At 62.1% G+C, this 13,230-nt stretch carries 15 protein-coding genes; 8 read left to right on the top strand and 7 right to left on the bottom strand.

Going from position 1 to position 13,230, the window contains the following annotated elements; translation table 11 throughout:
• Positions 1 to 135: 135 nt before the first annotated feature.
• Both I3J27_RS21335 and I3J27_RS39190 read right to left on the bottom strand, forming a co-directional pair.
• Positions 136 to 330: a hypothetical protein gene (locus tag I3J27_RS21335; RefSeq protein WP_270160398.1), complete on the bottom strand. Its 195-nt coding sequence runs from the start codon at positions 328 to 330 to the stop codon at positions 136 to 138.
• A gap of 480 nt (positions 331 to 810) precedes the next feature.
• Positions 811 to 996, bottom strand: coding sequence for a TIGR02391 family protein (locus tag I3J27_RS39190; RefSeq protein ID WP_370691982.1), 186 nt, complete (start codon positions 994 to 996; stop codon positions 811 to 813).
• A 75-nt stretch (positions 997 to 1,071) separates the two neighbouring features.
• On the opposite strand from I3J27_RS39190, the gene I3J27_RS21330 reads away from it, so the two are divergent.
• From I3J27_RS21330 to I3J27_RS21320, 3 genes are all read left to right on the top strand, one after another.
• Positions 1,072 to 1,251, top strand: coding sequence for a hypothetical protein (locus I3J27_RS21330; RefSeq protein WP_270160397.1), 180 nt, complete (start codon positions 1,072 to 1,074; stop codon positions 1,249 to 1,251).
• Between the two features lie 403 nt (positions 1,252 to 1,654).
• Positions 1,655 to 2,776, top strand: coding sequence for a tyrosine-type recombinase/integrase (locus tag I3J27_RS21325; RefSeq protein WP_270160396.1), 1,122 nt, complete (start codon positions 1,655 to 1,657; stop codon positions 2,774 to 2,776).
• A 343-nt stretch (positions 2,777 to 3,119) separates the two neighbouring features.
• Positions 3,120 to 3,464: a hypothetical protein gene (locus I3J27_RS21320; RefSeq protein WP_270160395.1), complete on the top strand. Its 345-nt coding sequence runs from the start codon at positions 3,120 to 3,122 to the stop codon at positions 3,462 to 3,464.
• A gap of 299 nt (positions 3,465 to 3,763) precedes the next feature.
• Here I3J27_RS21320 and I3J27_RS21315 read toward each other — a convergent pair whose 3' ends face one another.
• Positions 3,764 to 4,393, bottom strand: a complete 630-nt coding sequence (locus tag I3J27_RS21315; RefSeq protein ID WP_270160394.1) for a TetR/AcrR family transcriptional regulator — start codon at positions 4,391 to 4,393, stop codon at positions 3,764 to 3,766.
• Between the two features lie 121 nt (positions 4,394 to 4,514).
• Between I3J27_RS21315 and I3J27_RS21310 the strand changes: the two genes are divergently transcribed.
• On the top strand, positions 4,515 to 5,489 hold the full coding sequence (locus tag I3J27_RS21310) for an alpha/beta hydrolase fold domain-containing protein (RefSeq protein ID WP_270160393.1): 975 nt from the start codon (positions 4,515 to 4,517) through the stop codon (positions 5,487 to 5,489).
• Positions 5,490 to 5,608: 119 nt separating this feature from the next.
• Here I3J27_RS21310 and I3J27_RS21305 read toward each other — a convergent pair whose 3' ends face one another.
• On the bottom strand, positions 5,609 to 5,848 hold the full coding sequence (locus tag I3J27_RS21305; RefSeq protein ID WP_270160392.1) for a hypothetical protein: 240 nt from the start codon (positions 5,846 to 5,848) through the stop codon (positions 5,609 to 5,611).
• 340 nt (positions 5,849 to 6,188) lie between these two features.
• On the opposite strand from I3J27_RS21305, the gene I3J27_RS21300 reads away from it, so the two are divergent.
• The 3 genes from I3J27_RS21300 (at position 6,189) to I3J27_RS21290 (ending at position 9,592) form a co-directional block, all read left to right on the top strand.
• Positions 6,189 to 7,097, top strand: coding sequence for a dihydrodipicolinate synthase family protein (locus tag I3J27_RS21300; RefSeq protein WP_270160391.1), 909 nt, complete (start codon positions 6,189 to 6,191; stop codon positions 7,095 to 7,097).
• 144 nt (positions 7,098 to 7,241) lie between these two features.
• Positions 7,242 to 8,213, top strand: a complete 972-nt coding sequence (locus I3J27_RS21295; protein WP_270160390.1) for an SDR family NAD(P)-dependent oxidoreductase — start codon at positions 7,242 to 7,244, stop codon at positions 8,211 to 8,213.
• A gap of 263 nt (positions 8,214 to 8,476) precedes the next feature.
• Positions 8,477 to 9,592 (top strand): alpha/beta hydrolase family protein, encoded by a 1,116-nt coding sequence (locus tag I3J27_RS21290; RefSeq protein WP_270160389.1) that lies wholly within the window; start codon positions 8,477 to 8,479, stop codon positions 9,590 to 9,592.
• 15 nt (positions 9,593 to 9,607) lie between these two features.
• Here I3J27_RS21290 and I3J27_RS21285 read toward each other — a convergent pair whose 3' ends face one another.
• Complete coding sequence (locus I3J27_RS21285; RefSeq protein ID WP_270160388.1) at positions 9,608 to 10,114, bottom strand: MarR family winged helix-turn-helix transcriptional regulator; 507 nt, start codon at positions 10,112 to 10,114, stop codon at positions 9,608 to 9,610.
• Between the two features lie 409 nt (positions 10,115 to 10,523).
• Between I3J27_RS21285 and I3J27_RS21280 the strand changes: the two genes are divergently transcribed.
• Positions 10,524 to 12,002 carry a porin gene (locus I3J27_RS21280; protein ID WP_270160387.1) on the top strand — a complete coding sequence of 493 codons (1,479 nt, stop codon included), beginning with the start codon at positions 10,524 to 10,526 and terminating at the stop codon, positions 12,000 to 12,002.
• Between the two features lie 286 nt (positions 12,003 to 12,288).
• Here the strand turns inward: I3J27_RS21280 and I3J27_RS21275 are convergent, their stop codons facing one another.
• Positions 12,289 to 12,768, bottom strand: coding sequence for a GcrA family cell cycle regulator (locus I3J27_RS21275; protein WP_270160386.1), 480 nt, complete (start codon positions 12,766 to 12,768; stop codon positions 12,289 to 12,291).
• Between the two features lie 71 nt (positions 12,769 to 12,839).
• The gene (locus I3J27_RS21270; protein ID WP_007603456.1) at positions 12,840 to 13,037 is read right to left on the bottom strand and encodes a hypothetical protein; all 198 of its coding nucleotides are present in this window, start codon (positions 13,035 to 13,037) and stop codon (positions 12,840 to 12,842) included.
• Between the last annotated feature and the right edge of the window lie 193 nt (positions 13,038 to 13,230).

Below are 13,230 nucleotides of genomic sequence, written 5' to 3'. Positions count from 1 at the left end.
GACCCGTGTCACCAAGAACGCGGCTGCCCGGGAAAAAGGGGGAATGGAAATGGCGGAGGCGTTGCAGATCAATTTCGCCCTGTGGGGCATGATCGTTTGTGTTGTGATCAAGATCAGCCAACTAGCAGCGGCCGTTTAGCCCAAGAGCCAACCGGCGAATTTTAGTGCAGCACGCATGATAGCGTAGAGCCAGCCGGCCGTCGCGACACCAACCGCTATTGCGTAGGCAGCGAGGAAGGCGCGGTCGCGAAACGTCGTTTTATTGGTGACGTTGAGTTCTTGCGTGGTCACGTCAGCCCCCAGGCTTGCTTGGCCGGTTGTATCAGACATGCCTCACCTCCGAGTGTGAAGTAAGTCACGCAATTGTTGCGCCTGTCTGACAGCAACATGGAAAGCATCGGGCGATTACCCGGCGAAATCCGGATGACGGCGGAACACTTTCACCACCTCCGGTCTGCGGCGGTTTTTCTGGCCACGAAGCCGCGACTGCATCATCTCGATCATGCTTAGTTGCCCATCTGGATGGAAGAGCGGCCGCGCCGAGGCCTAGTCGTGAGACCAATCCATACCGGGATCTTTGCCATCCCACCCGGGGCTGGAACGCCGCCGTCCGCGCTTGATTTAAGCGGGCGGCGTTTTTGCTTCTGTCTTGGAAGTAAAGGATCGGCCCCGGCGCTGGGGCTGGCGGAAACGCCGGAGCCGCGAAGTTGCCGGGCCAACCGCGCGGCTGGTCCAGGCACACAGAAGTTGCCTTACCGACGCCCCCTGACGCGATTGGGCAATCGGCCTAACTCGGATTTGCTGTTCAGACTAAGGCTCGCTACTTGCGGATGACGACACCAACGGCCCCGAGCAAGGAAGTGAGGGCTGATTAATCTTCACTCGACCATCAACGATGCGAAGAAGATGGTTGGCCAACAGAACGATTTCCATCGCCTCCGCCGGTCCGTTGATGTCAACATCTCGGTGCGAGTGCGGATTTTTGTAGGAACCTATCGCACCCGCGAATAGACCACCTCCGCGGCCTCTGCATTGAGCTCGATCGGTTCGTCGCCAAGGCAGGGGGCTGACGTGGCTGACGTTCTCGATCGCATCATCATCGACGCCTTCAACGCGGTGATCGACCGTGACATGGCGGAAGAGGCCGAGGTCCGCGAGGAGATCAAGGCGAAGGGCACCTACTGGGCGGCGGCGGAGATCCGCAAGCTGCGGCGCCAAGTTGCGTTTTTCCGCAGCCGGACAGCCTCTTGAGGGTGTGCGGGCCGCCGGGCTCTCTAGCCCGGCGGCTTTTCCCCACTAATCCCGCTTTCTTTTATGCCGAAATTTCATCTGCGATGAATGACTTAGCCAATGATCGGGCCGCGCAGGCCCAAATCAATCAATTTCCCTGTTTGCCCATTGTCGCAAATCAGTTTCGTTCGCGAGCGTTCGTTATCGTCAGGGAAGAAAGGAGATCGAGGGTGAGCGACTCTCTACGCACTCCAAAAGAGGCCGCGGCACGCCTTGGCGTCTCCACCAAAACCTTGCTGGAATTCGTGAAGGCTGGCGAGCTTCAGTACATCAATATGGGGCGGGGGACGAAGAAGCCCCGCCGCATGTTTACCGATCCTGATCTCGACCAACTTGTCGAGCATCGCCGGCAGAGAGATGGAGCATGTCAGTCTACAAGCACAAGGACAGCCCGTTTTACCACTACGACTTTCAATTCAAAGGTAATCGGTTTCACGGCTCTACGGGAGCAACGAACAAGCGAGAAGCTGAAGCGTTCGAACGCGCGCGGCGCGACGAGGCCAAACAGCAAGTAAGGCAATCGCGCGGCCCGTCGTCGGATCTCGAATACGTCGGCGGCCGGTACTGGTCCGAGATCGGGCAGCACCATGCCGGGGCGGATACGACCTTCCGCGACATCGCTAGGCTGATTGACTATTTCGGCAAGACGAAATTGCTAACCGAGATCGCCGACAACGACGTCGCTGAGCTCGTGGCTTGGCGCCGCGGTCATCGCGTCACACGCCACGGAAAGGGCAGGAAGCGGCAGCACCTGGCACCGCTAATCGCTCCAGCGACGGTGAACCGCAGCACCACCGAGATGCTGAAAAAGCTTTTCACCAGAGCTAAGGCGTGGGGGATCAAGTTCGACTCCGAGCCAACATGGAAGAGCCACATCCTCGCTGAGCCGGATGAGATTGTCCGGGAACTCCACGGCAATGAGGCCGACCAGCTGGACCAAGCCACCCGAGACGACTATCGGCCGATAATGGACTTCGTGGCCGAGTCCGGGATGCGCATGCGGGAATGCATTCTTCGGTGGCCTGAGGTGAATTGGGACGCCCGTCGAATCGAGAAGAAGGGGAAGGGAGGGCGCCGGATCTCGTTTCCCATCACCGACGCCGTTCGGGAGATCCTATGGCCGCTTCGTGGGCACCATGAGGAATTTGTATTCACCTACGTGGCGGAGCGGACCAGGAAGGCGCAGGGGCTCGTCAAGGGCGAGCGCTACCCGATCACCTACTCGGGCCTCAAGTCGGCCTGGAAGCGCATCAGGGCGGCTTCTGGAGTGGCTGGCTTCCGGTTTCACGACTACCGCCACGACTTCGCGACAAAGCTCCTCAGGGAGACCCAAAACCTGAAGCTGGTCCAGCGCGCGCTCAATCACGCCAACATCAAGACGACGGCGAAGTACGCCCATGTAGTCGACGATGATCTCGCCGCCGGTATCGACCAGTTCCAGAAGTCCCCAAGAAAGTCCCGAAAACAGGCTCGCAAGGCCAGCTAACCATCGGAAAGTACATATAAATGTCAGGTCTAGCCTACAGCGCTGGGAGACTAGGGGTCGGAGGTTCAAATCCTCTCGCTCCGACCATTTTTCCAAAGCATCTGTCGGGTGGATTGACCGGGACTGGAGTTCGCTCCCGCCGAGTGGCGCATGCGCGCCGATCAGTCGCGGGTGGGGGCATTGGTGGTCGGCAAATCAAAATGCCGAAAACAACCCCATGCACAGTAGCGATGTCATTGGCGGGATGAGGTTTTTCCGAAGCGATTTGACTCGTCGGGCAAAACAGGGGCATGATGTCATCATGCCAGCCTGTCGGGTCACGTATCGGATTGCAATGCTCTGCATGTTCGCACTGACCGCCTCGCCTACGTTGGCGGGCGACCGGCCAGCAGATCGAGAAATGGATCGGCTCACGCAGGTCCTTCGTGACGAAATCGCGCGCGAGGATTGTCTGTGGCGCGAGAGCTTGGCGCGATTGTCCGATCAAACGTTGGACGAGCAGGAGAAGATTGCCGGACTCGTCGCTTACTTCTGCAGCCAGAAAAACAGAGAACGGATCGTCCAGGGGGCGACGACGGAAGATCTCGTCAGGCATGAAGTCGCGCAATACGACCAGCTTTGGGCGCAGGAGAGGGCGATCGCGATCGGGCGGCAGATTCGGGAGCTAACGGAGCGTCGGCTTCCCTAGCAGCACGCGTGCCGTGGGTTGAGGCCCGCCTACCTCAAATACCCACCACCATCCTTCGTCTCGTCCAACAGACTCCCATCGGTTTCTTCGAGAGCATCTCGGCTTGTAGGCATCGCAAAACAAGTTGAACGATATGAAATGTACGCTTCGCAATCAATAGTTGCGTCTGGGCGACATTGATCTTTAATGGCGTAACAGATGATTGCAAAGGCTCGATACGTGCAAACCGACTGCTTGGGTGGCTGAACTTAACGCTCGTGGATTTCGTTGGGCGCCGGAGCTTTGTCCAATAGCCAATGTTAGGTGGATGGCCTCAAAAACCCCACCACCATCCGTGTCGTCTCGTCCACCAGCACCTTCACCTTCTTCTCCGGCAGCGCCTCGGCTTGGTTCAGCACAATGTTGTGCGCGACCGCTTCGATCGTGCTGACGCAGATGAAGGTTGCGACGTCGAGGTCGATCTTGCGCATTTCCTTGCGGTGGTTCTCGAAATAGCCGCGGACGAGGGTGTGGACCTCGCGGTCGAAGGCTTCGACGTCGAGCTTTCCGGCGCGCGGGATCTGCTCGGCGAGGACGCGATGCAGTTCGGGCTTGATGCGGTGCGCGTCGATCGCGACGGTGACGAGGCGGCGCACGGCTTTCTCGATCGGCATGTCCGCGACTTCGGCGAGCGTGGTGCGGACGATGGCCATGATCTCCTCGTTGTGACGGTCGATCACGGCGGCGACGAGGGCCTCCTTGCTTGGAAAGTATTGATAGAGCGATCCGATGCTGACGCCGGCGATCTCGGCGATGCGGTTGGTGCTGGTCTTCTCAAAACCGTCCTTGACCAGAATGCGAGCAGTTGCCTCGACCAATGCGTCGACGGTGCCGCGGGATCGCTCCTGCGAGGCATTTTTCCGGGGTGTTGTGGGCGGTTTGCGGGCCACGGCCTTGTGATCTGAATGCGAGTAGGAAAAGCGAGTGAATGCTCGCATTATATCGGCAAGCGGCGGCGGGTCGGCAAGCCTCTTTGTCGCGGTGTCGAAAGAGCCAGATGGGGATGTGGCCATGAGCGTTGCAAGACTTGTGTCGGCCTTGCAGTTTTGCCCGGGCGGCTGCGTGTTCAGTCCACCGGCCCGGCGCGATCCCGCGCCGAGCTTGCAGAGCCGCGCCCTCAACCTGCTGCTCGGGCAGCTTCCCTACAAGCAGCAGCTGGCATCCGCCGAGGCCGTGCAGGCACGCGTGCAGAAGCTCGCACTGGAGCCGACCTCATTCGAGCCGACAGGCCTGGGGCGCGGTGTCGAGGCAACCCTGACCAAGATGGGCGGCTGGCCGGTCTATTACACCGCGCCGTCGTCGGGCCATGAGGGCTGCAACTTCGTCATGTTCCTGCATGGCGGCGGCTTCATCAACGAGATCGTGCCGGCGCATTGGCGCTTCGTCGGGCAGATGACGCGCAAGGCGGGCGTCGTCTGCGTGGTGCCGATCTACCCGCTGGCGCCGCGTGCGACCGCGAAGGATATCGTGCCGGCGACGGCCGAGCTGCTGCGCATGCTGCTGGAGGATGCGGGGCCCGCCAAGGTCACGGTGGTCGGCAATTCCGCCGGCGCGGGTCTTGCGCTCGCTGCCTGCCAGTGGCTGCGCGATCGCGGGCACCGGCAGCCGAACCGAATGATGCTGATCTCGCCCGCGGCCGATGCATCGGTCAGCCGCCCGGAGCAGGTCGAGATCGCAAGCCGCGATCCGATCCAGGACATTCCGGGGATCGTCGAGGCGGGGCGGCTTTATGCCGGCGAGCTCGATGTCGGCCATCCCTTCGTCAGTCCGCTCAACGGCGCTTTCCGCGCGCTGGCACCGATGACGATTTTCGCAGGTACGCGCGATCTGCTCTACCCTGATAGCGTCGATCTGGCGGAGCGGGCGCGGGCGGTGGGTGTGCCGGTGGAGCTGCATCTGCTGCGCGACCAGCCGCACAATTATGCGCTGATGCCGACGCCGGAGGGGCGCAAGGCGCGTGCGATCATTTTGCGTGAGGTTGCTTAATTGGAGAGCGTGATCGTTGTCACAAAGCGCTGCCGCGATGGGTCTGGCGCTGCTTGAGCCCGTGCGGTGGGACATGCGGCCCCCGGGCGTTTCCTCGCTGTCCGTAATTCTGCGGGGCCTTAGGCGTGACCCTTGATCTCGTAGTGGCCCGGCACGCATTTGTAACGCTCGAGGCGCCAGTTGGCGCGATAGATCGGATGCTCGCCCATCCATTTCGCCAAGGGCGCCTGTGCGCCGATCGCACACTGCATCATCGACATTTCGGGCGTCATGTTGCTGTCGGTCACGATTTCCTCGATGCAACTGCCTGAGCTGGCTGCGCTCAGCCGGCAGAGCACGGCTACGACGGTCACGAACATTCCAGTCACCTCATCGGTAGTTTCTGACCACGAAGAGGATGCAAGCGGAGTGCCAGAGCCTGTGACACGAACAACACGCTGGCCTGGCCGACTCGACCCAGCGTCCAACCCCATTTGGCGATTCGGATTGTAAAAAAATTGCCCTTAAACCGAAGCCGGACAAATACGGGGAACCCACAGGGAATGCCGCGCGAATGAGCCTGGAATGACCGATTGTGGGGGCAGCGCCGCGCCGGCGGCCCTTCACAGGGCCCGGGCAGCCGATAGGCTCGGACGCGTTGCGGATACTCGTCATGAGAGCGGGACCGCCACAAGACCTCTGGAAACGCGAGGGCAGACCATGAAAGCAAGACCGACCGGCGTGATCCCGCCGATGACGACGCCGTTCCGGAAGGACGGCGAGATCGATTGCAAGCTGGTGGCGCCGCAGGTCGACTGGATGATCGGCGCCGGCGCGCATGGCGTTGCGGCCGGCGGCTCGACGGGCGAGGGCCACACGCTCGATCACGAGGAATATCGCGACCTGATGGCAGCGACGGTGGAGGCGGTGAACGGCCGCATCCCCGTGATCGCCGGCATCATCGTGGACTCCACGCGCGATGCGATCCGCCGCGGCAAGCTCGTGCGCGACATGAACGTCGCAGCCCTCCAGGTCACGCCGGTGCACTATTTGTTCAAGCCGGATGACGAGGCGATGGTCGCACATTTCCGCGCCATGACCGACGAGACCGGCATGCCCATCATCATCTACAACGTGGTGCCGTGGTCGTATCTGTCGCCGGCGCTGCTGACGCGGATCATGACCGAGGTGCCGCTGGTGGTCGGCGTCAAGCAGAGCGCGGGCGATTTAAAGCTGTTCGCCGACCTCATGATGATGGCGCCGGACAAGCTGATCTACAGCGCCGTCGATGCGCTAATGTATCCGTCCTATACGCTCGGGGCCCATGGCTCGATCGCCGCGATCCTGACCGCGGCGCCGCATGCCTCGGTCGCGCTGTGGGATGCGGTGAAAGCGGGCGATCATCCGCGCGCGCTCGATCTGCACAGGAAGCTGCTGACGCTGTGGAACGCGATCATTGCCGACAATCTGCCGGCCTGCACGCGCTACGCCCAGACGCTCCAGGGCCTGCCGAAGACCTATCCGCGCGCGCCGATGCCGGAGGCCTCGCCGGCGCAGCAGGCGGCGACCCGCAAGGCGCTCGAGGCGCTCGGTGCGTTGAACGGAGCGCGCGTCGAGGCGGCGGAATAATCCGCCGGCCGAAATAATTGATGTGAAGATGCAGCGCCGATCCGCTTTTACCTGTGGATGCGGCGCTGCTACATTTCGCGCGCGCCCCGATGCGCGGCGCCAGCTGTGAAGAAACATACCGACAAGGGGAGGAACCGAAGTCCCATGAAGGATTTTGCAGGAAAGATTGCCGTCATTACCGGCGGCGGCACGGGAATGGGACGCGAGCTCGCGCGGCAACTCGTTGCCGAGGGCTGCAATGTCGCGATGTGCGACGTCTCGGAGGCCGCGATGGCCGAGACCAGGCGGCTCTGCGAGGTCGAGAAGCTGCCGCAGGGCCTGCGCGTCACGACGCACGTCGCCGACGTCTCGATCGAGGATCATCTCAAGCGCTTTCGCGACGAGCTCGCCGAGCAGCAGAAGACCGACCGCATCCATCTGTTGTTCAACAATGCCGGCATCGGTGGCGGCGGCAGCCTGTTCACCAACACGCGCGAGCAGTGGGAGCGCACCTTCAACATCTGCTGGGGCGGCGTCTATCTCGGCGTGCGTACGTTCCTGCCGATGCTGGTCGCGGCGGACGAGGCGCACATCGTCAACACGGCCAGCGTCAACGGCTTCTGGGCCTCGATCGGCATGAACCAGGCGCACACCGCCTACAGCTCGGCCAAGTTCGCGGTGAAGGGATTTACCGAAGCGCTGATCAACGACCTCCGCCTGCACGCGCCGCACGTCAAATGCTCGGTGGTGATGCCCGGCCATATCGGCACCTCGATCGTCTCGAATTCGCGCAAGGTGCAGAGTAGTGACGGGTCGGAGCGACTCAACGCCGACGAGGTCGCGCTGACCCGCAAGCGCATGGTCGCCGCCGGGGTGCCGGATGCCGACAAAATGTCGGACGAGGACATCCAGGCGGCGTTCGCCGAGCGCGCCCGCAGCTTCCTCGAGGATGCGCCGACGACCGCAGCGCAGGCCGCGAAGATCATCCTGGACGGCGTCAGGGCGGAGCGGTGGCGCATTCTCGTGGGCGAGGACGCCCAACGCCTCGACGCGCGCGTACGCTCCACGCCGGAGCAGGCCTATGACCGCGCCTTCTACGAAAGTTTTACGCAAGAGGTCGGCTGGAAGCTCGGCTGAGATTGTTGGCCGAGACCGTCGGTGAGCGCGCGTCAATATGGGTATGATGGTCATCATGGCAAGAGGTGCGCAGGTAATAATACGTGCCATCTGTTGCCAGTCGTTGCCGCCTTATGACGATTTGGAATGTCACGCATGCGGCATGCCCGATCGTTCAAGCGATGGTGATGTCAAACGGCTCTCATCCGGCGCACGGCAGCTTGGTTGTCGAACTGAAATGGTTTACTCAATCAGGGGTAACGCCATCACAAAGCGCAGCTCCGATGATACCCGCATGCCTCTCCGACGGCTGGACCTTGTGCCCGGAGAGAGAGGACATCTCCGCTGAATTCACGCGGCTCCTGACCGCAGCCCAGGAGGGCGGCGCCACGATCGCGGAATGCCTGATGATCGCGCGGCAGCTCAAGCGGGACGACGAGCAATCCTGGCATCGCGAGTGGAAGAGGCTCGCGCAAGCCAACCGGCAGCGCGCCGAGGCCGCGTTCGCGGAGGGCCATATGGCGACCGCGCAGCGCAACTGGCTGCGGGCGATGAATTACTATAGTGCAGCGGCAATGCCGCTCGATCAGGCCGACGAGCGACGCTGGGTCGCGGTGTTGGCGATGCAGGAATGCGCCCGCCGCTACCTCACGGCGCGCGCACCGGCCGGCGAGGTCGTGACGATTCCCTGGGTCGACGATCATGCCTTGCAGGGCTATTTCCTGCCCGCGCCGTCGGCGAGCGGGCGGGCCCCGACGGTGATCTGCATCGGCGAGCCGGGACACCGCAAGGAGGAATTCCTGTTCAAGCTCGCGCCCCATGCGCGCGAGCGCGGACTGTCGATGCTCGCGCTGGACCTGCTCGGCGACGAGCGCGATGACTATGCCGACACGCTCTTGCAGCGCCGCGACCTCGAGAGCTCGATCGCGAGCGTCATGGACTATCTGGAAACGCGCGGCGACGTCGATTTCGATCGCGTCGCCATCGTGGCGGACGGGTGGGGGTCTTCTTTCGTGGCGCGCGCGGTGTTGCAGGAGCCGCGGCTCGCCGCCGCCGTCTGCGATGGCGGCCTGTGGGACATGCACGAACGATCCTTCTTCGCCAGCCGCTTCGCGATGAGCGGCATCGGCATCGTCCCGGTGCCGCATGCGCCGCTGATGGTCTCCAGCGCCGACTGTCCGGTGCTGATCACGCTCGGCGAGGATGGCTGGCTCAAGGCCGACCGGGCGCGTCAGATCGTCCAGAAATCCCGGCTCGGCAGCTCCGATATCGTGCTGAAGGTATTCACGGCAGCGGAGACCGGCGCCGCGCAGGCCCATGCGGACAATCCGAGCCTAGCCAACGAATACATCTTCGACTGGCTCGAATCGCGACTCGGCGCCACCGTCCGGCGGACCTGAGCGCGGTCTCGCGTCTCAGAAGTCGAGCGATATCCTGACGCAGGCTTTTTCGAGCCGGTCCTTCAGCGTCGCGAGCTTGGTGGTGAATTCCGTCAGCTCGTTCTCGTTGAACTCCTCGAAGACGAATTCGCGAATCGTCTTGTACTGCTCGTTGAGGCTCGCAATGTGCTTCTGGGTCTTGTCGAGCAGCGACAGCCGCACGACCCGGGCGTCGGTCGGCGAGGGCCGCCGGCGGAGCAAGCCCTTCTTCTCCAGGAGCTTGGACTGGGTGGTGACGAACGAGGGATCGACGTGGAGCAGCTTGGAGACCACGTTGACGGGCACGCCGTCGTCCTTGTCGAGGTCGGAGATCGCCATCAGGATCAGCCATTGCGGGCCGCTGATGCCGAGCGTTCTCGCCCAGAACTGACGCAGCTCCTCAAGATACATGTTGATCGACGATATCTCCCAGGTGAAGCGCCTGATGAGATCCAGATTGCCGATGGGACGAGATCGCGCGACCTCCTTCCTCGACGTGGACATCCCTGCGCTCCCGGTTCGATCATTCGCCACTGACGCTTTGATGACCATTGTTCACGCAAGTCTGCTCTGACGCAAGTGCAGGGCAAGGTAATTGTGTCAGTCATTTTACAAATATGAGCTGATCAGCAATTTGGCTGCGTCGACAGCGGTGTTGCTCGTGCGACACAATGCGGCCGGAATCCAATAGCTGAGCTGATAAACTATTTTAATTACCGAAGATACATATGCATATTGACCGCGGCGGTGGGGGAATCTCAATCGTCCCGTTGCAGGTGGTTCGTCCAAGTCCCTCGCGTCGATGCGGTGGGTGCGAAGTCGAGAAGCCCCCAGAGCGGATTTGAAAGCGAAAGAGCATGGGGGCCGCGAATGGTTCGGGCTCCTTCGCAAATGAGCAACTTGGAGATTGAATATGAAATTGGTGAAGAGCCTCTTGCTCGGCTCAGCGGCGGGTCTGATCGCCGTGAGCGGGGCGCAGGCGGCCGATCTTCCCGTGAAGGCCAAGGCGGTCGAATACGTGAAGATCTGCTCGCTGTACGGTGCCGGATTCTACTACATGCCGGGCACTGACACCTGCATCAAGCTCGGCGGCTATCTGCGTGCCGACGCGATCCTTGGCGGCGCAGGCGATTATAACTTCCAGCAAGGCGCGAACGCCGGCTCGAACAACCGTCTGACCAACTACTATGCCAGCCGCGCCCGTTTCGACTTCAACGTCGACACCCGCACGGCGACCGAGTACGGCGTGGTGCGCACCTACGCCGACATGGTCTTCACCTGGGACTCCCAGTCGGTCACCGGCAGCAACCCGTCGGCGTTCTCGACCGGCTCGGCTGCGCTCGGCCTCTATCATGCGTTCATCCAGTTCGCCGGCTTCACCTTCGGCCGCACGGTCTCGATCTTCGATGCCCCGTGGCAGAGCTATCCGGCTGGCGGTCCCGACACCATTCCGGGCGGTTCGAACCACACCAACGGTGTGAACCAGGTCGCCTACACGGCTGACTTCGGCCAGGGCATCACTGCTTCGTTCGCGTTGCAGGATGAGACGACGGCGACCAACGGCCAGTCGAACCTGTGGAACGTGTCGTCGGGCACGGCCGCTCAGTTCGTGACGGGCGTCTATGGTGCCAACGCCTGGGGTGGCACGCGTTCGCCCGACATCATCGGTCAGGTTCGCGTCGACCAGGCCTGGGGTCTGGCCCAGCTCTCGGTTGCCGCGCATGACCTCCATTCGGCCTACTACGGTGCGACGGAATCCAGCGGTCATCCCTCCGACAAGTGGGGCTGGGCTGTGCAGGGCTCTCTTGCGATCAAGAACATCCCGACCGGTGCGGGTGACGTGATCAACCTGCAGGCCGTCTACACGGACGGTGCAACGCGCTACAACTTCCAGAGCCTGTTCCCGCAGAGCTTCTTCATGTTCAGCGGAAGCAGCAACGGCGCGTATCAGAGCACCGGTTTCGCCGGTCTTTCTGACGGCGTCTTTGGAACCGGCACCGGCATCGATACCGTCAAGACCTGGGGCGTCCGCGGTGGCTATACCCACAACTGGAGCCCGAACTGGGCGAGCGCCGTCTACGGTGGCTATGCCCAGCTGAAGTACGGCAACACGGGCAAGGGCCTGATCTGCACCAACTTCGCTGCGATCGCCTTGCCCGGTGCGACTTGCAACCCGGACTTCAACTTCGCGGTCGTCGGTGTCAACACCGTGTGGACTCCGGTCAAGAACCTGGCGTTCACTGCCGACCTCAGCTGGTCGCGTCTGGACCAGAAGTACTCTGGCTCCATCGCGAGCCCGGGCATTGCCACCGCTGCGAAGCCGGCGGCCGTGTACGAGCTGAAGGACCAGAACTCGGTCACCATGTTGCTGCGCGCTCAGCGCAACTTCTGAGATCGAACTCTCGAATATCAGAGAATCCCGGCGGGAAACCGCCGGGATTTTTTGTGTGCTCTCCGTACTCTCTATTCAGCTTCCTTCAGAGGCTGATCGATGCACGATCAATCCGGCCGCGTGTTGGCAAACACTCCGCAGCTGGCTTCCATGCTTATTTACTTACTTGAGCTACTCAGCTATATAGAGCGAGGCCGATAACAACATTGCGGCTCCTGGCTTCATGTCAGGCCTCCAGAACCTCCGGCAATGCCCTGCCGGAGGTTTTTCGTTTCGTGATGCGCTTCTAGCCGCGTGCGAGCCGCGCGCGCGAGTTCGGCCGATAGGCAAGGCGGCTGTGGCCGGCGCAATAGGACTGGCCGTCGGGTGCGCTGTTGCCGCAGAAGCAGAAGTCCTCCGCGCCCGGCGTCGAGATCGGCCAGCGGCAACGGTTCTCGGCGAGCTCCAGCAGCGAGCAGCGATTGGCCTCGTCGATCGGACCTGCGACCACGGGCGCATCGGTCTCGCCGTAGATCGTGGCGAGCATCTCATATTGCAGGCGCGGTACCGCTCTCGTCGCCCGTGCCGGCGCAAAGCTCCTGTCCTGAACCTTGCGGTCGTCGACCGTGCGGCCGCGCGTGAGGTTCAGCCGGGACAATTTGCCGATCACGGCGTTGCGGCTGACGCCGATGTCGGCCGCGATCTCGCGGCAGGAGAGGCCGGCCTCGAAATGCTGCTTCAGAAGTTCGATTCGTTCGTCGGTCCAGGTGGGTGAGAGAACAGGCATTTGGTGCGGTCCCAGGTTGCAGATGTCGGCCATCCGCCTGTCGAGATCCGTCCGCCTCACGTCCGGCGCGCTCACGTCCTGCCATTGTCGCGGATCGACAAGAGTCCGTCCTTGATGGCGAGACGGATGCCTTCCTCGATCAATGTCCGTGCGACGCCGGGAACGCTGGTGCCGTGGGTGCCCTGTCTCACCAACTTCTCCAGATAGGTGATGGTCGAGAGCGCCAACGTTACGGGAATGCGGTCAGTCTCGGCTTTTTCGGTGGCCATGGCCCGAACGCTAGCCTCTTACTCAGGTACATAAAAGTAACGATTAAGACTCTATTTAGGTTCGGCGGCAGAAGTCAAATGCAAGCGGAGCTCATTGCTCAGCTTGTTGGAATTGCTCAGAGAATCAGGCACGGCGTCACGCACCGCGCGGGGCACCCGTGCGGCGATGGACCGTCAAGAGGTCAGGGAAGCA

This window comes from Bradyrhizobium xenonodulans, from assembly GCF_027594865.1.
Taxonomy (GTDB): domain Bacteria; phylum Pseudomonadota; class Alphaproteobacteria; order Rhizobiales; family Xanthobacteraceae; genus Bradyrhizobium; species Bradyrhizobium xenonodulans.
The sequence above is the reverse complement of the archived record's forward strand: the minus strand, read 5'-3'. Positions and strand labels throughout refer to the sequence as shown.